The 20,561-nt window shown below is 47.3% G+C and carries 16 protein-coding genes; 5 read left to right on the forward strand and 11 right to left on the reverse strand.

Annotation, left to right across the window (positions count from 1 at the left end):
• Window positions 1-53: 53 nt before the first annotated feature.
• The 7 genes from HRE53_RS04140 to HRE53_RS04170 form a co-directional block, all read right to left on the reverse strand.
• Window positions 54-2,021: a methyl-accepting chemotaxis protein gene (locus tag HRE53_RS04140; RefSeq protein WP_235109177.1), complete on the reverse strand. Its 1,968-nt coding sequence runs from the start codon at window positions 2,019-2,021 to the stop codon at window positions 54-56.
• 49 nt (window positions 2,022-2,070) lie between these two features.
• Entirely contained in the window at window positions 2,071-4,539 is a 2,469-nt protein-coding gene (locus tag HRE53_RS04145) for a methyl-accepting chemotaxis protein (protein WP_235109178.1), read from the reverse strand.
• A 112-nt stretch (window positions 4,540-4,651) separates the two neighbouring features.
• Entirely contained in the window at window positions 4,652-5,122 is a 471-nt protein-coding gene (locus HRE53_RS04150) for a chemotaxis protein CheW (RefSeq protein WP_235109179.1), read from the reverse strand.
• An 11-nt stretch (window positions 5,123-5,133) separates the two neighbouring features.
• A complete protein-coding gene (locus HRE53_RS04155) occupies window positions 5,134-5,496 on the reverse strand; it encodes a response regulator (RefSeq protein WP_212662343.1) in 363 nt (120 codons plus the stop codon).
• 58 nt (window positions 5,497-5,554) lie between these two features.
• Complete coding sequence (locus HRE53_RS04160) at window positions 5,555-6,736, reverse strand: response regulator (RefSeq protein WP_235109180.1); 1,182 nt, start codon at window positions 6,734-6,736, stop codon at window positions 5,555-5,557.
• A 409-nt stretch (window positions 6,737-7,145) separates the two neighbouring features.
• Complete coding sequence (gene menD, locus HRE53_RS04165; protein WP_235109181.1) at window positions 7,146-8,906, reverse strand: 2-succinyl-5-enolpyruvyl-6-hydroxy-3-cyclohexene-1-carboxylic-acid synthase; 1,761 nt, start codon at window positions 8,904-8,906, stop codon at window positions 7,146-7,148.
• Between the two features lie 102 nt (window positions 8,907-9,008).
• Window positions 9,009-10,424: an isochorismate synthase MenF gene (locus tag HRE53_RS04170; protein ID WP_235109182.1), complete on the reverse strand. Its 1,416-nt coding sequence runs from the start codon at window positions 10,422-10,424 to the stop codon at window positions 9,009-9,011.
• 227 nt (window positions 10,425-10,651) lie between these two features.
• On the opposite strand from HRE53_RS04170, the gene menA reads away from it, so the two are divergent.
• The 4 genes from menA (at window position 10,652) to HRE53_RS04190 (ending at window position 14,860) form a co-directional block, all read left to right on the forward strand.
• The gene (gene menA, locus HRE53_RS04175) at window positions 10,652-11,542 is read left to right on the forward strand and encodes a 2-carboxy-1,4-naphthoquinone phytyltransferase (RefSeq protein WP_235109183.1); all 891 of its coding nucleotides are present in this window, start codon (window positions 10,652-10,654) and stop codon (window positions 11,540-11,542) included.
• Window positions 11,543-11,865: 323 nt separating this feature from the next.
• Window positions 11,866-12,852, forward strand: a complete 987-nt coding sequence (locus HRE53_RS04180) for a DnaJ C-terminal domain-containing protein (RefSeq protein ID WP_212662348.1) — start codon at window positions 11,866-11,868, stop codon at window positions 12,850-12,852.
• A gap of 89 nt (window positions 12,853-12,941) precedes the next feature.
• Window positions 12,942-13,922 carry an SDR family oxidoreductase gene (locus HRE53_RS04185; RefSeq protein WP_212662349.1) on the forward strand — a complete coding sequence of 327 codons (981 nt, stop codon included), beginning with the start codon at window positions 12,942-12,944 and terminating at the stop codon, window positions 13,920-13,922.
• A 20-nt stretch (window positions 13,923-13,942) separates the two neighbouring features.
• On the forward strand, window positions 13,943-14,860 hold the full coding sequence (locus HRE53_RS04190; RefSeq protein WP_212666329.1) for an NAD(+) kinase: 918 nt from the start codon (window positions 13,943-13,945) through the stop codon (window positions 14,858-14,860).
• Here the strand turns inward: HRE53_RS04190 and HRE53_RS04195 are convergent.
• The 3 genes from HRE53_RS04195 to glgA all read right to left on the reverse strand — a co-directional run bounded on the left by HRE53_RS04195 (window position 14,857) and on the right by glgA (window position 18,953).
• Entirely contained in the window at window positions 14,857-15,060 is a 204-nt protein-coding gene (locus tag HRE53_RS04195) for a hypothetical protein (protein ID WP_235109184.1), read from the reverse strand. The two genes, HRE53_RS04190 and HRE53_RS04195, sit on opposite strands and share 4 nt — an antisense overlap.
• A 423-nt stretch (window positions 15,061-15,483) precedes the next feature.
• Complete coding sequence (gene uvrC / locus HRE53_RS04200; RefSeq protein WP_235109185.1) at window positions 15,484-17,364, reverse strand: excinuclease ABC subunit UvrC; 1,881 nt, start codon at window positions 17,362-17,364, stop codon at window positions 15,484-15,486.
• 116 nt (window positions 17,365-17,480) lie between these two features.
• Window positions 17,481-18,953 (reverse strand): glycogen synthase GlgA, encoded by a 1,473-nt coding sequence (gene glgA / locus HRE53_RS04205; RefSeq protein WP_235109186.1) that lies wholly within the window; start codon window positions 18,951-18,953, stop codon window positions 17,481-17,483.
• A gap of 462 nt (window positions 18,954-19,415) precedes the next feature.
• Between glgA and psaK the strand changes: the two genes are divergently transcribed.
• Window positions 19,416-19,676: a photosystem I reaction center subunit PsaK gene (psaK, locus tag HRE53_RS04210; RefSeq protein ID WP_212662352.1), complete on the forward strand. Its 261-nt coding sequence runs from the start codon at window positions 19,416-19,418 to the stop codon at window positions 19,674-19,676.
• Window positions 19,677-19,753: 77 nt separating this feature from the next.
• On the opposite strand, the gene HRE53_RS04215 is transcribed toward psaK, so the two are convergent.
• Window positions 19,754-20,374 (reverse strand): TetR/AcrR family transcriptional regulator, encoded by a 621-nt coding sequence (locus tag HRE53_RS04215; RefSeq protein ID WP_212662353.1) that lies wholly within the window; start codon window positions 20,372-20,374, stop codon window positions 19,754-19,756.
• Between the last annotated feature and the right edge of the window lie 187 nt (window positions 20,375-20,561).

Below are 20,561 nucleotides of genomic sequence, written 5' to 3' on the forward strand. Positions count from 1 at the left end.
GACGAAAAAGGTCGGTTTTATGGAGCGGTGGTTCGGTGAATTCAGTCCCCCTGTTAAGACTCAGCCGCAACGGCTAAGGGAATATTGGCTGATTTCAGGTCAGGATCGGCCGTTAACGGAGATAGACTATCTTCGGCCATCGTCTTGAGCTGGAAGAATTCCACCATATTGGCGAGGTTATGGGCTAACTCTCCCATGGAGGCCGCCTGCTCTTGGGTAATGTTGGCTTGGGAGGCTGAATCTTCCGCTTCGCGGGCAATGGTTTGAGTGGCGATGAGTGTACTTTGCACCGCCTCAAAAATGTCGTCATTGGCTTGGCGGACCTCCTGTCCTGCTAAGGCGACTTGGTCAGTAGCAGCCTGCATATTGGTAAAGGCTTGTCGGGATTTACCCACCTCATCCGTAAACTTATTCACGAGCTGGTTGATATCGCCCACATCCTGAGTAAGACCTGATGTTACGGTCTGAATTTGATCCGTTCGTTGCTGGAGCTGAGCTAGGGTCTGGTTGGTTTCAGCGGCCAAGTCATTGACTTGGCGAGAGATGGTGTCAAATTCTTTGGCAATACTGGCAAATTGGGTGGGGTCTTTTTCTTTTAAGGCCCGAGTGGAAAGCATAGAAGCATTCAAGGCCAAAACGCGAGTCAGAGAGGCGACGCGTTTTTGATCTTTAGAGAACTGGGCGGCCAGATCCACAAATTCATTCAAGAGCTGGGTTCGTTTCACGATCTGTTCGGTGCCCTCTTCCAGGGTGGAAATTCCCTGCACCATCGCGTTCATTTCCTGCTGACCGGTTTCAACGGCGGCTTTGGCTAGGTCCAGGGCGTTCTCGGTGGTGGTGGCTTGCTCCCGAGAATTGGTCGTTAGGGTGTTGACGTTTTCCATGAGCGATCGCACATCCGTAACGGACTGTGTTTGGCTTTGGGCCCGCTCATTGGTCTCAACTGCTAAGGTTTCTAGCTGTTCCGTATTATTCGAAATTTCGCTGGCAGTGGTAGAAACCACCAACATAATCCGGTGCAAAGATTCAATTAGACGATTAAGGGTATCTGAGATCAGACCAGTGGCACGGTCGTTGACCTGAGCTTCAATGGTCAAGTCTCCATATTCAATGGCTGAAACCACATCCAAAATATGACCCACATCTTCTTGGAACAGCTCGCTCTCCGCTAAAATGGCTTGTTCTTGGGTAGACCGTTGTTCCAGCTGAGCTTCTAATTGCTGGTTCACCATTTGTAGATCCACTTTTGATGATTCCAAAGCAGCTTGAGATCGCTTCCGTTCTCGGATATACCCCTGAACCGCTAGAAAGACGATGTACCAAGTCAGTGCCGACACGGCCAAACTAACGAGCGCAAAGGACAAAGACCAAGTCAATCGTTGCCGATAAATACCCAACTGGGTCTGCACGTTGTTCTTAACCGTTTGCAACGTCCCCTGAATCCCATCGTTGTAGATTTTTTTCTGAGCTTCATACTCAGGACCCAGGAGTAACTTTAGGGCTTCGGGGGCTTTTTGCTGACGGACTAACGCAAAGGCCTGTGTTTCGAAGTCCACTAACTTTTTGTTGGCTTCATCTGTTTGCCCAGGGTTAGATTGCTCGGCAACGGGGACCTGATCCAATAGGCTGCCAATGGCGATATCTAGCTGGGGTACATATTCGTTGTATCGATCTTCCCATCGCGTATTGCCGGTACTTGCTCCCATCCGTGCCGACATGGTCAGCACTTCGTCCAAATGCACAATGGAGCCACTCAACTCTTGCAGTTCAAACTCTTTAGCAATTGTTGTTTCTAGCCCCTGATTAATCCGCCAGATATTCCAAGCAGAGGTACCTGTGAGGGCCAAACTGACTAAAACAGATGCTGAAATGGTACCAACTAAGTAATTCTGTAAGCGCTGTTGCACGCGCTGAAGCCAAGAGCCCTGATCATTTTCCTCTATGGAAACCGCTGAAGATTCAACCTGCTCGATAGGAGCATCTTCAGATAGGGGAGAAAGGGATGGGCCAGTCATCATCATGTGTACCTAGTGTCAGTGGACCAAATAATTGGGAATGGATGTCGGGAATCTAAACTGCAAGTGCTGACTCGGATGAGGTGGATTCTTCAGGTTCTTCAGCAGAAATAGAGTCTTCGGATTGTTCAGCAAGAATAGAGTCTTCGGATACGGAATCTGACGTTAATTCCTCAGATTCTCCTGCAGGAATTAACGATTCGGATGACTCAGGAAGTAGAGTTTCCTCAGATTCCTCAGCAAGCGTGAATTCGTCGAATTGCCCCATAGGAACAGATTCTTCAGATTCCAATCCAGGAGTGAATTCTTCAGAGTCTATAGCAGGAAATAGTGCCTCGGATTCTGCAGCAGGAGTGAACGCTTCAACCTCCGCCACAGGAGTGAGTTCTTCAGTTTGCCCAACAGGAACAGATTCTTCGGATTCCTCAGTAGAAACAGATTCTTCGAATTGTTCAGCCGTCGTGAATTCCTCGGATTCCAATGCAGAAGTTAACTCTTCGAATTGGGCCTCAGAAGTGAATGCTTCCGATTCCGCGATCGGACTTAATTCTTCAAATGGTTCATCAGCCGTGAATTCTTCTGATTCCGCAATCGGTCTTAATTCTTCGGATGGTTCATCAGCCGTAAATTCCTCAGGTTGCGGAGAGGGAGACGTTTGTAGAATGGTGAAATCTTCCTCTTCTGGCAGAGTGAAGACTTGAACTTTCCCTAACAAGTCATCGGAAAGCAGGTTCATGGCATCTGCTAACTGTTGCGCATCATCCGACTGGCTCGCAATTTGAGTCGAGAGTTGGGCAATCGCCTCCATGGTCATTGCCGTTTGTTCCGAGGTCTGAACAATATCTTCACTGGTCTTGGCCACTGTTTCACCGGACTCTACCGCTTGCCCCGTCACCTCCTGCACCTCTTGGAACACAGATTGGGTATGTCGAACCCCTTGGGTAAAGTCATCCACCACGCCGCCTAGACGTTGCACATCGGCATCCACATCGGCCACAACACGGTGAATTTGGGCGCTTCGTTGTTCTAGAGAACCGAGTCCGTCGTTAGTTTTTTGAGCGAGTTGGCTCACCTGGTTGGCGATGGATTCAAATTCTTGAGCCACTTGAGCAAACCTCTTAGGATCGGATTGTTCCGAGGCTCTTGCTGCCACCAACGCTGCATTCAAAGCCAACATCTGAGTTTGTTCAGCAATGTCTCCTTGGTCCTGCACAAATTGATCGGTCAAACCCACGAATTCCCCTAGGGTTTTCATCTGCTGCACGATGCGATCGCTACCCTGTTGCAGTACATCAATTTCTTCACCCAAAGAGCCAATCTCAACTTGACCTTGAGCCACAGCGGTATTGAGGGTCACCAAAGACCGATTGGTCGTCGCCAATTGCTGAGCAGCGTTGGTGGCAAAGGAGCGAACGTCATTGATCAAGCCCAATACCTGCATCACTTCTTGGGATTGCTGATCAGTGTTCCGGGCCACAACCTCGGAAATATCTTTTTGGCGGGTACTGCTAGCCGAAACTTGGCGGGACGTTGCCGAAACCTGGGTGAGAATACTGCCGAGCTCTTCAATTAAGCGGTTGAGGGTATCTGCAATTAAGCCGGTGGCTCGATCATTCACCGTTGCTTGGATAGTAAAGTCTCCCTCTTCAACGTTGGCAACCACATCCAGTAGCTCAATAATGTCTCCTTGCAATTGGTCATTATCCTGGCGGGCCTCTTCTTCCTGCTGCTTCCGAGAATCGATCTCTTCCTGGAGTTGGCTATTCAAAACCAATTGATCGAGCTGGGATTGATTAATCTTGTCCTGGGAGTCTTGTTTATCTCGGACGTAGTCACGGACGGCAACTAAAACCAAAATCCAGCCTGCCAACAGGATGGGGAAAGCCACCAAGCCGGCAAAACCAATGGAATTTTTGAGTTGGTTTTGAGAAGTCTCTAGCTGTTGGTCAATAAAGATCTCAATGCGTTTCGTGACCTGTCGATTGCCTTCTGTATATTGGGCTTTAAGGAGTTCGTATTCTTCCCCTGCCAGTAGTTTTTGTGCATCTTCCGCCTTGTTAGCCTTGACCAGTCCAAACGCCTGCTCTTCCAGTTCAATCAGCCGTTTGTTGGCTGCATCCGTTTTACTCGCATCGGCCCGGATGTCCTCAGTAACATTGTCAAAGGTTTGAGCGATGGCTTGATTCAATAAAGGAACATGTTGCTCGTAGCGTTGTAGCCATACCAAATCCCCCGTGCTAGCGGCCATGCGCGCCGACATGGTGAGCACTTCATCGAAATAGGTAATTTCCCCAGTATGCTTTTGCAGTTTAAGTTCGCGTTCAGCAATCTGTTCTAGGTTGCGCGAACTATTCCAGATACTAACCCCACAGCCTGCTGTCACTAATAGGCTAGTGGCAACAGATATGGAAAGGGTTGCCACCAAGTTCTTTCTAACAAACTGTTTAGCGTGGTGTAAGGGAGAGTAATACTGGATCGAGAAGGCTTGATCCGAGATGCTGGGCTGAAGTTGATCAGAGTTCATAAGCGCAAACTGATTACAGTACGTGAAAGGCCATCAAATAAGACAGCACAATCTGTCTTTTGGGAGTATCGGGAATCCACATTAGAAAAATTTTTGGGCTAAGAAACGCCCCCTAACCTTGAGGATGCCACAAGTCTGAGGGAAACCAATCAGACTGGAATAGAACCTTGGAGTCCGTGTCTGGAGGGTGGAGCGCTTGCGTGGTTAGAACGGTTGGAGGGAGTTCTTCTTTGCTGGCACTGCCTAGGGCCTTATCAACAATAATTCCCATATTGGCTAACCTTTCTGCTTCATGACTTAACTGAAGTACGGTGACGGTTTCGCGCAGGGTGTTTTCTGTTGTCTGCAACACTTGATGAGCTGAGGTCAAGGGAATAATTTGACTGTTGTGATGAGTAACACCGACCAATGGAGATTGATAAAAAGGCAGATCTAGAATTCTAGATCTTTGAACTCTAAAAATTTCAGCGACCCAACGGGCGGGAAAAACCAACACCCATGAACCAACCTGAGTGAGGATGTACCTCTCTTTAATGGAAGTCGAAGAGTAGACGATGGGTTCGGTTGTTGCGGTAGCTGACATCTATACCTCCATTACGAACTAACGCGCTGTAAGATTTCTTCAATCGTTTCGTTGGTGACAGGCTTGGTGAGATAATCATTAGCCCCAGCCCGCTTAATGCCATAGTTCACTTCTAATGGCGTTTTCTTACTGGAACAGAACACCACATATTGGTCGGCAGTCGGGGGGTTAAGCCGGAGAGAACGAAGAAATTTGTAGCCGTCCTGTCCAGGCATGACAACGTCCAGAAAAACGAGGTTGTAGTTTCCCGTCTCAATTCGAGGTAGGGCATTCTCAGTGCCATCACATTCATCCACTTCATGGCCTAGATTTTGCAACATTGTGACCAATGCCAATCGATCTACAGAACTGTCATCAATGACTAATAAACGCATCTTCCTAACTCCAAAAAACTTGCTTAGTTAATAACTCGCTGGGTAAAGTGGTGTGTTCTTAAGCGCCCACGATCATAGATGGACCAAAGACTAATGCATAGATCAATTCCTGCAATTGCAGTTGGAACTGATTGATTTCTGTCGATGCCAAGGGTTTCGTCAAGAATTCGCAACCACTCCATTGGGCCCGCCATTTATTAGATAGCTTTTGTTCTCCCGTTAAAATGACTAGCGGAATTGCCGCTAAACTAGGCTGTTGCCGAATTTCCTTCACTAATTCGAAACCCGTAATTCCGGGCATATTGATATCAATAAAAACGATACCAGGCTTGACTTGAGCGATTTGTTGTAGGGCGATTTCAGCTTGTTGACAAACTTCAACCTGGTAACCAAGGGCTCCCACCAGACTGTGAAATTGCTTCAGCACTAAAGGTGAGTCATCGATAATCATCACCTTAGTGGATTGAGTCTGTGGCAAGGGCTCCAGGTGCAGCAACTCTGCCCGCACCCATTTGGCAAATAGTCTGGCAACTTCTAGGGGATCTTTCGCCAGACCAATGGCAATCTTATTGAGGGGGCGCTGGTGCTGAACCACTTTTTCAATCCACTGTCTTTGGGATTGAGGTAAGTTTGCGGCTTCCAGGACCTGAGGATCTAGCACAGGCAACATCTGCATCGAAGGGATAATAGGTCGTAACTGTTGCCATAAGACTTGGCGTTTCTGAGCTTCATCCAACAGCCCAGCCATCGAAAAACCAGGGACTGGAATAAGGTCTCGCAGTTGCGTACTGGGGATGAACGACGCTTCGCCAGCACCAAAGGTTAAAAACGCGTCGAAGTCATTGAGTATTTTCAATCGCAACGCTTGTTGAATCTGTTCTGGCGTAATCCCCAGCTGCAACATATGCTCATACATGGCATGGGCAGTAATCTTCTGCTCTTTGAGGGCAGACTGCCAACGGGCGACATGGGGCTTGAGAGAGTCCTGTCGAGTCTGCAAAATATAGCGTTTTGCAGTCTGTAGGAGTTCACGACTATTCCAAGGGCGATAGCCGGAGTAGCTAATGGTTCCTGCATCCGTAATGCCCAGATAGCCGAAGGTATTCTCTTTCCGATTCGCCAAGCGGGAAAACTGTATCTTCCAATGTCCGTCACTGTGAACAAGTGCGGGATCTAGTAATTTCGTTGGCAGTTCTTGGGACTGAAAAGAAAATTGCTGAGTTTGTTCTAAAGTCTGCATTTTAGTGGTTCTGCAACAAGATCATTGACAACCAAAAGATCTTGGATGAAATCACTCTTTAAGTTGAGATCAACCCTCGACTTAGAGAATGTTCTTCTGAGAATCTATTGCCTGTAGCTCATCCTTACAGCCCTAGTGTTCCCCAATTAACCCATATTTCTGGCAGGAAGAAATTCTCTGTTTCGAAATAGGACTCTTTTGGATTGTTGATGTGAGTCAATCCCCCTACTTCCCCCAGTTAGCGCTAGTCTATTGAAGTAATGACCTCATTAAGCTTTAGTGGCTGAATAATAGACTGATTTTGAAAGCTTTTCACCTTATGTACCCAGAAATAGCTCATAAGAGATGGAAAGAATCTAACCCAGCTTATTAGCCAAAATGATGGAACTTTCAGAGAAATTCCTAGCATTTAGAGACTTTTCACGCATTCCTTAAAGGTTATTCTCCTCCATTGGGTATCATTCTGGCAATCACAGGAGACTTCTAATATCCGTAAGCCGCTTTCTGGCAAGGGTTTTAAGGCTTGTTGCAAGTGTGCCCAAGACTCAATCCGTTCCCACGCAACCTGATAAGTTGCTGCTAGATGCTCAAAATCTATCTGTTGGGGGGTACGGAAAAATTGCTCAAATGGAGGTTCAAATGCTGAGATCGGTAGCATTTGAAAAATACCCCCGCCACCATTGTTAATAAGAATAATCGTCAAATGGCCTTGCCAGTGGTTTCGCAACAAAAAGCCGTTGGTGTCATGGAGCAACGCTAAATCACCCGTCAACAGGACACTACTTTGTTGACGATGGGACATTCCTAAAGCTGTAGATAGAGTGCCATCAATACCGTTGGCCCCCCGATTGAAGTAGGGCTGCATATGCAGGGACCCCGGCTGCCAAAAAGATTCCATGTCTCGAACTGGCATGCTATTGGCAATAAATAATGGGGTGTTGGGGGGAAGGACTTGAGAGAGTAACCAGGCGATTTTACTTTCTGTCAGCTCTGCTTGTGTCTGCATGGTTTGATTGATCAGCGTTCGTACAGATTGATCGACGCTTAACCAAGATTTTGCATATTCCGTGGGCTGCTGGAAGTTTTCTTTCTTGAATGCTGGAATAGATGCGATCAATCCTTCCACAGAAATGCGTACAGGAATAGAGAGACCATGCAGTGGATCCATATTGTGATCAGTGGCATCTATGATCCAGGTTTGGAGACGACCCTGGGTAAGCCATGTCCTCAAGACTTTACTAGTCGGTAATTCTCCGATGCAAATCACTTGTTGCGGTCGGAACTGATTGGCAACAGTCTGGTTGCGCAATAACAAGTCATAGGTTGAAATGAGCAAAGAATTACAGTCCGCCCAATTGCGCAGGGGGGATAGACCTTCCGCTAACACAGGCCAACCTAATGTTTGAGCGAGTTGGGCGATTGCTACACAGTATTGTTCTGGGTCGTGGGGTTGGGCTGGCCCTGCAATGATAATGCCGCGATCGCAGCTGAGCCATTTGTGCAAATAGGTGTTGATGGTCTGAAGATTGAGCGAAGTCTGAATAGAGGGCAAGGGGTGGGCAGCAGAAAAAAATTGATCAACGTCAAAGTTTTCAGATAGACTTTCCGTCTCAGGGTCAGAGATCGGGGCCAGCGGATCCCGAAAGGGAACATTTAGATGAACAGGACCGGGGACGGGCCACTGTGATTGCTCCCAGGCATAAAGGCAAGTTTGTCGTAAATAGGCCAGCAGGTCAGGATTTGAGCTGGGTAACGCTAACTCGACTTGCCACCGCGGGTACTGGCCGTAGAGCTTGACTTGATCAATGGCTTGCCCGGCATGACAGTGGCGTAATTCTGGGGGTCGATCCGCCGTGAGCAGCAGTAACGGCACCCGGCTAGCTTCTGCTTCAATCACGGCTGGATAGAAATTGGCCCCGGCGGTCCCAGAGGTGCACACTAATACGACAGGTAAGCCTGAACAACGGGCAATCCCTAATCCAAAAAAAGCTGCTGAACGTTCATCTAGTACTGGAATGGCTTCAATTTTAGGATGTTGGGCAAAGGCAATGGCTAAAGGCCCTGACCGTGACCCAGGACAAATGATGGCAGTCGTTAACCCCAATCGACTGAGGGTTTCCGCGATAATCGATGACCACAACATATTGACATTGCGAAAATCTAGGGTCATCGTCCTCGCGTCACAAACGTTTGATTTAAATGGAAGGGGCTGTTGGGTTGGCGGGAAGGAATGGACGGTAGCCGCTTTTTCTCCCGAGCACAGGGTATCTCCTTACAACAGTGCATCGAGTAGAGTATGGAGTTTGAGCTGAATTTCGGCCAGTTCTCGTTGGGGGTCAGAGCCAGCTACAATTCCTGCCCCGGCATAGAGCCGGGCTTGGGAGCCGTTTATCAACGCTGAACGAATGCCTACTGTAAATTCACCATTCCCTTGATAATCAATCCACCCTAAAGGTGCTGCATATAGATGGCGTTCAAAGGTTTCTTGGTGGTGAATTTGCTGTTGAGCGACTTCTCGTGGCATTCCTGCTACAGCAGGTGTTGGATGTAATGCTGCCAAAATTTCCAGTAGATGCAGATGTTGAGGGACTTCAGCAGTGATTAGGGTACGCAAATGTTGAATATTGGGGAGCTGGAGCAGATGAGGCAAAGAGGTGACTTGGGGGGTAATGCCCAATTCCCAGAGGCTATCACGAATAAAGTCTAGGACCACTCGATGTTCATGGCCATCTTTTTTACTGCTGAGGAGTTGATTCCCTAAGATCTGATCGTCTTCATGGGAAAGTCCCCGAGGCGCTGATCCGGCCAAAGCGTCCGTAACGAGGTGGTGATCATGTAATTCAATCAGTCGTTCAGGGCTAGCGCCAATAAAGCTCTGGCCTTGACCATTACTAACGGCAAAGACATAACATTCTGGATAGCGTTCCCGGAGTGTCCCCAAGGCATGGCATAAATCCAGTGGTTGAGGTGTTTTGACATCTAATGTGTGGGCTAAGACCAGCTTTTGCAGTTTGTTGGCCTTAATAAGGCCTAAGGTATCGGCTACCGCTGTTGTGAAAGCGTCTGCATTGGTTAATTGGGGATAGGTAAATTGGGAGGGTTGTGATCGCGGTGAAGGACAGCGACGAGGGGTTTGCAGTAGCTGCCAATGTTCCCAAATGCTCCGAGCCAAAGGTTCTAAAGCGGTTTCCGAATCAATAACAGCGTTAGCCACCAGTACTGCTTGGTCCTGAACACAAGCGACTTGCCAGCGGGGGAGGAAAACGGAAGCGGCAGGAAAAAACGCCTGTTCTTGATTCGTGCGATCAAAAAAGGTAAAACTGCAGAAAAAATGAGGTCCCGCAAAGGGAAGATGGAGGGCACCCGCGGAGACGGTATCCACCAAAGAAGTACAGATAAAGTGTTGGGCCTGGGTAAACCGTTGAGTACCATCGATTTGTAAATGGAGTAACGGTTCCGTTGCTGCGATCGCAGTTCGTTGCGACTGCTTTTCCCAATAAAAATGAGGATGGTCTGCCTGTTGCAGCAAGTCTAGGGCAGCCAATGGGTCTAACTTGGGTAGCTCCAAAGAAAGACTGACAACCTGGGCATGTTCCTTTTCAAGGGCGATTGTACGACAGGAAGCGAGAAACTCGTGGAGTGACTTGCGGTCCTGAAATAAATTGGCAGAAGAGGAAGTTACTGTCATGAAATCGAGGATAGCAAGGTGGGCCGCCGGGAGTGCAGATGACCTCCAATGTAAAGGACATAATCTGGCTGTAGCATTACCGCTACGTCCGGCCAGACTTCGTACCTAATATTCCATCTAACCATTGAAAGGGGCAACCCGTGCGGTTCACCGCCCCCTTGTTCACAAATGCTTAGAAAGTGCCAATCCTGTACCCTAAACTTAATGAAGGCCATTGCAATTTTTCTATGACCACCCAAACCCTGCCGACTCGTAAGCTGTGGTTCGCTGCCCTAAAGCCCCCCATGTATAGTGTGGCCGTGATACCGATTTGGGTGGGATCTGCGATCGCATGGTCAGAACAACAGCAATTAAATATCCCTATCTTTTGGACGTTCCTCAGCGCCGCCATCCTGATTATTGCCTGGCTGAATCTCACCAATGATGTCTTTGATGCCGACACCGGGATTGACGTGAACAAGGCCCATTCCCTGGTGAATTTAACCGGCAATCAATCCCTGATTTTCTGGCTAGCGAATGGCTTTCTGGGCTTAGGCTGTCTAGGATTAGTTGCGATTGCCTGGTGGCAGCAAGATGTCACTGTATTGGCTCTAATCTTACTCAGCTGCTTCCTGGGCTACACCTACCAAGGCCCGCCGTTCCGCTTGGGATATCAAGGCTTAGGAGAACTCATTTGTTTCATTACCTTTGGTCCCCTGGCCGTGTTTGCGGCCTACTATAGCCAAACCCAAACCTGGTCAACTCGCCCCTTGCCTGCCGCCATTATTATTGGCCTCACCACCAGCTTGATTCTGTTCTGCTCCCATTTTCATCAAATCGCAGATGATCTAGCAGCAGGCAAACGGTCCCCCATTGCTCGTTTAGGCACAGCTCGGGGCGCCCGATTATTGCCTTGGATCTGTGGGGGGATTTTTGGTCTGATTTTGATGTTTATGGTGTTCAAACTATTTGGCCATGGGGTTGTGTTGAGTTTCGTGAGTTTGCCCTTAGCCATCCATCTCTGTCGCCATGTTTGGCGCTATCACGATCAGCCTGACCTAGTTAAGGACTGTAAGTTTATCGCCGTAGGTCTACATTTTGTCAGTGGTCTTTTGTTAGGTATTGGTTTACTGGCTTAGACTATGCTGTTCTAGGCTTGAGGAACCTCGGCTTTGAGTCACCCGTTGTGATGAAGTAGAACTTATAAGAAGAGTACGGTTATGCCTCACCCTGCTTTAGCAAAAACCGAACATATTAATGCCATAAACTTGTTAGGGTAAAGTTACGCCAACCCTTCTATCTCAGGTGTTTTGACGCTTTCATCCTCAGATAAACAAAGAGCATGATCCTTCCTTGCCCCTAGACTGCGTGGTTGCCTGTTCTGGAAACCAACGGACTGACACCGATAGGTTGGTACCCAGTATTTGTTGTTTTGTCTTGCTTGACCCTAGGAGTAACGCCAATGCCTGCTGCGGATTACAAAGACTACTACCAAATTCTTGGGGTGAATAAATCTTCGAGTGAAGCAGAAATAAAACAGGTTTTTCGTAAACTAGCTCGAAAGTACCACCCGGATATGAATCCGGGAGATAAAGCTGCCGAGGCCAAATTCAAAGAAATCAGCGAAGCTTACGAAGTGCTGTCAGATTCAGATAAACGACGCAAATACGATCAGTATGGCCAATATTGGAATCAAGCCGGTGGACAGGCTGGAGGATTCGATGTTGACTTTGGACAATATGGCAGTTTTGACGACTTTATCAATGAGTTATTAGGGCGGTTTTCAGGTGGGTTTGGGGCAGGTAACTCATCGGCCAGTTCCAAAAACTATTCTTACCGTGGGGGTACATCCAGTACGCCAGGGTTTGGTGGGTTTCAAGACTTCGCAGGCTTCAACACCCCTAGTATTTCTGCAGATGCAGAAGCAGAATTAAAATTGACCTTTTCGGAAGCCTTAGAAGGCGTAGAAAAACGACTGACTATTGGCGGCACTGAGACCATCACCGTTCGGATACCGCCCGGTACAAAGCCCGGTAGCCGGATTCGAGTCAAAGGTAAAGGGCAAGTGAACCCCATTAATCAATCCAGAGGGGATCTTTACCTCAAAGTCAAACTAGACTCCCATCCTTTTTTTAAGTTTGACAAGGAGAATATTCTATGTACTCTACCCATTGCTCCAGATGAAGCTGTCTTGGGGGCCAAGGTTGATATTCCTACTCCGACCGGAACGGTCAGCATGAATATTCCTGCCGGTATCAAATCCGGACAATCCTTGCGTTTAAAGGGGAAGGGATGGCCGAGGGCTAAGGGGAGTGCCAGCGATCTAGTAGTCAAGATTCAAATCGTTCCCCCCCCTGATCTCAGTGCAGCCGAAAAAGACTTATATGAGAAACTTTCTAGCCTGCGGCAGTATGATCCCCGCTCAAATCTACCGGGAAAATCCCGTTAGTGAATAGAGAAATCTCTTGATTTCACCCATGCAACCCTCAACTTTCTGATAAAATATTACAAAAGTTAAGATTTGTAATTTACGACCTCATGAATCTATTAATTGTCGGTGCTACAGGAACACTTGGCAGGCAAATTGCCCGTCGAGCCTTAGATGAGGGACATGAGGTCACTTGTTTAGTACGCGCACCTCGTGCTGCCACTTTTCTTAGGGAATGGGGAGCCTCCCTGATTAAAGGAGATGTACGGAATCCAGAAACCCTCAGATTGGCTATGGAAGGCCATACTGCCGTCATTGACGCCTCAACGGTTCGAGCCACAGATTCCATCGGTATTCGAGAAGTGGATTGGGATGGCAAGGTTGCATTAATTCAGGCTGCCAAAGCAGCCGGTATCCAGCGATTTGTCTTTTTCTCTATTTTGGGGGCAGAGAACTATCCGAATGTGCCCTTGATGGATATTAAAAACTGCACCGAGCTGTTTCTTAAAGAATCTGGCCTCAACTACACGATCCTACGGCCCTGTGGTTTTTTCCAAGGTCTCATTGGGCAATATGCTATTCCCATCCTAGAAGACCAATCCGTTTGGGTGATGAATGAGGCGACCTCAACGGCCTACATGGATACTCAAGACATCGCTAAGTTTGCGGTGAATGCCCTCTCCCATCCTGAAACTGAAAACAAAACCTTTGATTTAGCTGGCCCCAAAGATTGGTCCCCTGAACAAATTGTGGCTCTTTGCGAGAATATTGCTAATCAGCCCGCCAAAGTCACACGGATGCCGATTGGCTTATTGCGGAGTGGGCAGAAAATAGCCCGTTTCTTCCAATGGAGCTGGAACATTGCCGATCGCTTAGCGTTTAGTGAAGTGGTTACTTCTCAGGCTCCAATTACCGTTCCGATGGCAGAGACCTGTAAGGTATTTGGAGTGGATGAATCTGAGATTGCTACTCTGGAAGCCTATATGCAAGAATATTTTGATCGTATTCTCAAGAAACTTAAGCAATTGGAATACGAAAAGAATCAAAAACAATCCCGCAAACGGAGCCCTTTCAAAACTCCCAGTTCCTAACGATAGGTTGAACCTTGAGCGTGCCGAAAGCTGGCATTATCTATAACGAACTCAAGCCGTTCGCGTGCCGAATTGCGACTGAACTCAAAGACAAGCTGCATGCTTGTGGTTGGCAAGTCTCTTTGGCTACAGGGGTGGGCGGCATTCTTGGATATTCTCGACCCGAGCATCCGATTTGTTTCTCAGCCATTGATGAGCTGGTGCCTAACGGATTTGATGAGGATATCAAATTTGCCATTGTCTTAGGTGGAGATGGCACTGTTTTGTCTGCCTCCAGACAACTGGCTCCCTGTAATGTGCCCATGCTGACGGTGAATACAGGACATATGGGGTTCTTGACGGAAACCTATGTCAATCAATTAGACGATGTTCTCGAGCTGTTGTTGCAAGGTCAGTTTTCCGTAGAAGAGCGCGCTACTCTGACGGTACAGGTAATTACGGACGGCAAAGTCCTCTGGGAAGCTCTGTCTCTCAATGAGATGTTGCTTCATAAAGAACCGCTAGCAGGGATGTGCCACTTTGAAATTGCCGTTGGCGAGCATGCAGTGGTTGATATTGCTTCGGATGGCCTGCTGGTATCTACCCCAACAGGCTCTACAGCTTATGCGTTAGCTGCTGGTGGCCCTGTGATTGCGCCCGGTGTGCCGGTGATGCAGCTGATCCCGATTTGTCCCCACTCCCTGGCGTCGCGAGCATTGGTATTTGCGGATACAGAACCGTTAGAGGTCGTTCCGGCAAACAAACAGCAGCTAGTGCTGGAAGTAGACGGAAACGCCGGATGCTACATAGCACCCGGCGATCGCGTTCGCGTAATTAAGTCGCCCTATTCAGCTCGTTTTATCCGATTGGGATCTCCAGAGTTTTTCAAAATCCTGCGGGAAAAACTGGGTTGGGGGCTACCCCACATTGCTAAGCCAACATCAGTAGAGCTGCCTTAGCTTTTCAAGGGTGCGCAGCTCCTAAGCTGATGCATATAAAGTCCAGGTGCATAGGCCTCAACGACCTCACCGGTCTTGGCATCAGTGATCATCAAATAATCGCATTCTATACACTGGGTGCGCATTAAATTATCAATATGGTGACGCTCTCCATGCTGGCTTCCACAGTTGGGGCAGCGAACTTTTTCTATGCGACTCATAATTAAATACCTTTGTTAAAGAGAGAAGTGAGTGACCCAGTGACAGAAGCTAAAAAAAAGATTAAAAAAAATGTGTTTAAATCTTAAGCTTGTTGACAATTTCGAACCCTTGATCCCCTCTTTTATAGCATCGACTTCTTAAAGGTGACTGAGATTTTTCAATGAATTTTATATTTGATCCCCGTTGGCGAAAACCATTTCTCAGAGGGAATACTTCTGTAAACTATTGAGCTTGAAGGTTGGGGATCATACAAAAAAGACTTTTTTTACTTTACTGACGGGATGATTAATTTTTTTGTAAAAGCAGAATACCCGATCACAATTTCTGAGTTTGATAGATGCGTTAATAATATTCTCAAGAAAAAATAATTTATCAAAATACTTTATTGTTGTTATAGAAAGATCAACTAACGTCATCTTTTTTTAAGCAGGATGAAAATAATCATAGATTTTCTGAGCGAGCTGAGGGCCAATCGTAGGGACGGCTCTTAATTGCTCTGGGCTAGCTTCCCGGATATAGTCAACAGACCGAAAAGCGGCTAGTAGTTCTTTTTGGCGGTGGTGACCGAGCCCTGGAATATCATCTAGCCGCGAGCGCCGCATTCGCTCTAATCGCTTTTGTCGATGGAAGCTGATGGCAAATCGGTGGGCTTCATCTCGTAAGCGACGAATGAGCTGGACGCCAGGCTGTTCAGAGTCCGTCGGCAATGGCTGGCTTTCTCCAGGCTGAAAAATCTCTTCTCGTTGCTTGGCTAGGCTGATGATGTGTAGATCTTCAACGACTTCAATTTCTGCTAAAGATCCTAAGACTGCTGATAACTGCCCTTTGCCTCCATCAATGACCACTAGATCAGGCCAGTCAGAGGTGCCCTGTCGAGGCTGTTCTGGGAATTCATGATACTGGCGAAAACGTCGATGTAGGACTTCCGCTAGGCTGGCAAAATCATCTGAGTGCCCTGCCCTGATATCGGGATTGCGAATTTTGTAGCGTCGGTAATGTTGTTTAGCGGGTAGACCGTCGATAAAGACCACCTGAGAGGCGACGGCATCGGACCCTTGGATATGAGAGATGTCATAACATTCAATCCGATGGGGGAGGTCTGGAAGGTCTAAGAGATCGGCTAAGTCCTGGAGGGCATTGAGGGTGCGATCTCGACTCTTTTGGGTACGAGCTAACTCATACTGGGCATTGCGTTCGACCATTTCGATCAGTTCAGCTTTGATCTGCCGCTGGGGACAGGTGATGCTGACTTTGCGTTCTTTCCGCTGGCTGAGATAGCTCGCTAACAAGTCTGTTTCTGGCAACTCAGTTTGCACCAAAATCTCCAAGGGGAGTTCTACAGGGTCAGCGCTACCGTAATGGGCTTCTAGCACATGCTGCAAAATCATTCCCAGGGAGCCTGATTGGGCATCGGCCATAAACCCTAAACGGCCCACTAGGCGTCCGGACCGAATCTGAAAAAGCTGGACACAGGCAATTTGATCGTCGGCAGCGAGGGCGATGGCATCTCGCGATACGGTGTCATCGGGCAAGGCAACTTTTTGATCAACCCCCAACCCCTGTAAGCCCTTAATCTGATCCCGCAGCCGCGCTGCCAGCTCAAAATTTAGATCTTCAGCGGCCTGCTCCATTTGCGGAGACAAGGTGTTGATAAGCTCAGTCGTGCGCCCCTGGAAAATCATCACAACCTTTTGCAGAATTTGGCGATAGGCTTCTGGCGTAATTAAGGCTTGGCAAACACCAGGACAGCGACCAATTTCATAATTGAGACAGGGACGATCTTTGAACAGGGGCTTCCGTCGTTGTCGTAAGGGAAAAAGACGTTTGACCAACCGCAGGGTCTGACGAAGCTGCCACACATCAACATAGGGGCCATAGTATTTATCCTGTGCCTTTCCCAGCCTTCGTTTGCGGGTGATAAAGATGCGGGGATAGGTCTGGGACCAGGTCACACAGAGGTAAGGATATTTTTTGTCATCTTTTAGGAGAACATTAAAGTGAGGCTGATGTTGTTTGATCAGGTTGGCTTCTAGGGCCAAAGCCTCTGCTTCGGTATCCGTGACAATAAACTCAATATCCGCCACCTGATGAACCATCAGTTCAATGCGAGGAGGATGGTCTTGGATTTGTCGAAAATAGGAGCGGACACGATTTCTCAGCTTTTTGGACTTGCCGATATACAAGATGTCATCATTGACATCTCGCATAAAATACACCCCCGGCTCGGGGGGGATCTCTTTAAGTCTGGCTTCTAATCGATCACGATCTTTGAGCAGGGTGGTTGTCGAAACGGCATCGGTCACGGTTATGCGTCACTGTCCATAAAGCGATTCATATTTAGATCCTAAAGCCTATCTCCATCCATTGAAGATGGAGATGGGGGATCAAATTTTATGACTGATGCTACTGGCCTAATGGTTTAACAACGAACCATTTCATAGATATCTTGATACTGCTCTCCAGGACAGTTCCAGGAATAATCATGGGCCATGCCTTGCATCACTAGCTTTTGAAATTCTTTCGGATAATCCGTCCATAGACCAATGGCTCGATTCATCGCTGATTCCAAGGCATGGTTATCGGTCTGATAGAAAACATAGCCATTGCGCTCTTCGGGAGTCTTTTCTGGATCAAAATCGCGATCAAAGACGGTGTTCACTAGACCACCTACCCCACGCACAATGGGAACAGTGCCGTACTGTAGGCCGATTACCTGGGTTAATCCACAGGGTTCATAGTTACTGGGGACCACAATCATATCTGCCCCAGCATAAATGAGGTGGGCCAGTTCTTCGTTGAAACTGAGTTCGAGATGACAATCTGGGTTTGAGTTGAGGAAATTCTTCTCATGCCAAAACCAAGTATTAATCCCAGGTTCAGTGGCAGATCCTAAGAGAACGAATTGGGCATTTTGATTCAGAGCATGGTAGATGGCATGGTGAACTAAATGCATCCCTTTCTGTTCATCCAAGCGACCAATAAAGGCAATGAGGGGACGGTCTATATCCCGCAGTAGTAAACGCTCTCGCAGGGCTTTTTTATTGAGGGCTTTGCCGCTTAAATCATTGACGGAATAAGAATGGGGGATATAGTCATCTTTCTCGGGGTTCCAGACATTGTAATCAATGCCGTTCAGAATACCGCTAAACTTGCTGTGGTGGATTTCTAGGGTATTTCCTAGCCCATATCCCACCGTTTCATGGCGAGCTTCCCAGGCATGATGGGGGGATACAGTATTCACGTAATTGGAATATACAATCCCACCTTTCATGAGGTTTATAGCAAAGGGATTGAAATTATCTAAGAGTCGGTCAGAGTTGAAATAGTGGGATTCTCTGTTGAGTCCAGTTGCCGATAGTAAGTTCGCTCCCGAAATTCCCTGATGCTTAAAGTTATGAATGGTATAAACTACACGCTGGCGCTCCATTCCATGATATTGATACACCTCGTAGAGCAACACTGGGATAAGACCCGTTTGCCAGTCATGGCAGTGGATGATGTCGGGTCGCTTATTCGATCTGAGTAAGAATTCCAAGGCTGCCTTACTGAAAAAGGCAAAGCGCATATTGTCATCGGTCGCTCCGTAAAAATGACCCCGATTGAAGAAATCATCACCAGAGTTGGGTTGAATGAAGAAGCACATTTGGCCATGGACCCAACCACAATAGACATTGCAATGAATCGCTCCGCCATACCAAGGAACTGATAAGTCTCGATAGGCTTCATGCAGGCCCCAAACGTGGTCGTAGCGCATGCAGTCGTACATTGGCAAGATGAGTTCAACGCAATGGCCTCGAACTTCGAGTTCTCGGCTAAGACCATAAACAACATCTCCGAGCCCACCGGCTTTGATTACTGGGGCACATTCAGAGGCAATCTGGACAATGTACACAGTTACTCCTTGATTGAATAAATCTTTATAGAGAGAATATAAATAAAAGCTTAATTTACAAAAGTATATATTTATATTGCTCTTAAGTCAGTGGGAATTGCAAAAATCACTTACACACTAGTGGGATGAAAAAGAGCTGGATCGGGTATCTATGTTCCTGCTCTGTCTCAGCACGAATAATGCTTTATAGCTTTGAATAGCTGGGTGGTTGGGGTTGGATTGAGAAAATAAAATTTTCTTGAGTCATTGTTGCAAGTACCACAATAGATGTCCCCTTGCCCTCTCAACATGAACTTTATTGACGTAGCCCATAAAGATTATTGACAAGAGCTTTAGTAAATCTTCATACAAAGATTCACGATGCACCTTTGATACAGTATCTTTCTACAAGGCACTCTTATTGCACTCATCAACATTCAGTTCAGACTGAAATATTATTTTTAGGGTTAAGGAGCATACAAATTGTTCACACCAACTTTTCTTACGGTTGCCGTCCGCGCGGTTAATTGGACCCCAACAGTAGGTGTTGTAATGATTGCAGCCAATATTATGGCAATTGCGATCGCAAAGTACAGCATTCAGTATCCCAATGTTGGCCCTAGCATGCCAGCATCCAGCTTGTTTGGTGGTTTTAGCTTCAATGCTGTGCTGGGGACCCAAGTTTTTGGTCATGTCTTAGGTGCTGGAGCGATTTTGGGACTCACCTACTTGGGTGTTCTTTAGCGCTCTAGATAAAAAGTCTAGGGGTTACCTCAACTAAATTCGATAAAGCAGTCAGAGTCTCAGATCTCTGGCTGCTTTTATGTTGAGGGTTGGGCAAGAATTCCATTCAAGAATATATCTGCCAGGGTCTCGGCCATTTCTCTCTGAAACCCAGGAGAAGGATCTTCATCCATGAGGGTATCTTGGCTAAATCCGGAAATCATGAACATGCCTAAAAACACACGGGCCACAACCTGGGGATTGAGATCACGATAGGTTCCTCGCTCAATTCCAGTTTGAATAAAGGCTTCTACCACGTTGGTCATTTTAGAAATGATTTCCGCTTGGATTCGATCCCTGAGTTCAGGATGAAACTGAGCTTCCATAAAGCAAACCCGCATGAGGTCGGCCTGCTTTGGAAGTGTTAACATCCGCTCGCGCATCAGTTGGGCGATGGATCGATAGCTGCCCATTTCACTTAAATGGGTGAGCAAGTCTGTGAGCATTTCACTCCAGCCTTGGGTGACCACTGCGACCAGGATGGCTTTTTTATTTTCAAAATGCCGAAACAGTGTACCCTCAGCAATCCCAGCAGCTTCTGCCAATTGACGGGTTGTTGTTTTTTCAAATCCTTGACGGGCAAATAATCGTTGGGCTGCTTCTAAAATACGGTGGTTGATATCAGGGGGTGTGGCAGTAGAGCGGGTGGAAAGTTGCATGATTCAGACCTGAAGCAGCTGATTAGCCTATATTGTCCAATGAATTTTGTAGAACGACCGGAAGCATAGGTGTTTCTTTATGAAGGCAATTTCTGAATATAAATGTTTTGGATTCGAGAGCATGGAAAGGATTTGCGTTTAGAACTCTGGGGAATACTGAGAAAGAACGTCTAAAAGCTAGATTTTG

The sequence above is a fragment of the Acaryochloris sp. 'Moss Beach' genome, assembly GCF_021497025.1.
Lineage (GTDB): Bacteria > Cyanobacteriota > Cyanobacteriia > Thermosynechococcales > Thermosynechococcaceae > Acaryochloris > Acaryochloris marina_A.

Excerpts from the sequence above, each read along its gene's own strand:
- HRE53_RS04140 (WP_235109177.1), bottom strand. The coding sequence starts at position 2,021 with ATGATGATGACTGGCCCATCCCTTTCTCCCCTATCTGAAGATGCTCCT.
- HRE53_RS04145 (WP_235109178.1), bottom strand. The coding sequence starts at position 4,539 with ATGAACTCTGATCAACTTCAGCCCAGCATCTCGGATCAAGCCTTCTCG.
- HRE53_RS04150 (WP_235109179.1), bottom strand. The coding sequence starts at position 5,122 with ATGTCAGCTACCGCAACAACCGAACCCATCGTCTACTCTTCGACTTCC.
- HRE53_RS04155 (WP_212662343.1), bottom strand. The coding sequence starts at position 5,496 with ATGCGTTTATTAGTCATTGATGACAGTTCTGTAGATCGATTGGCATTG.
- HRE53_RS04160 (WP_235109180.1), bottom strand. The coding sequence starts at position 6,736 with ATGCAGACTTTAGAACAAACTCAGCAATTTTCTTTTCAGTCCCAAGAA.
- menD (WP_235109181.1), bottom strand. The coding sequence starts at position 8,906 with ATGACCCTAGATTTTCGCAATGTCAATATGTTGTGGTCATCGATTATC.
- HRE53_RS04170 (WP_235109182.1), bottom strand. The coding sequence starts at position 10,424 with ATGACAGTAACTTCCTCTTCTGCCAATTTATTTCAGGACCGCAAGTCA.
- menA (WP_235109183.1), top strand. The coding sequence starts at position 10,652 with ATGACCACCCAAACCCTGCCGACTCGTAAGCTGTGGTTCGCTGCCCTA.
- HRE53_RS04180 (WP_212662348.1), top strand. The coding sequence starts at position 11,866 with ATGCCTGCTGCGGATTACAAAGACTACTACCAAATTCTTGGGGTGAAT.
- HRE53_RS04185 (WP_212662349.1), top strand. The coding sequence starts at position 12,942 with ATGAATCTATTAATTGTCGGTGCTACAGGAACACTTGGCAGGCAAATT.
- HRE53_RS04195 (WP_235109184.1), bottom strand. The coding sequence starts at position 15,060 with ATGAGTCGCATAGAAAAAGTTCGCTGCCCCAACTGTGGAAGCCAGCAT.
- HRE53_RS04215 (WP_212662353.1), bottom strand. The coding sequence starts at position 20,374 with ATGCAACTTTCCACCCGCTCTACTGCCACACCCCCTGATATCAACCAC.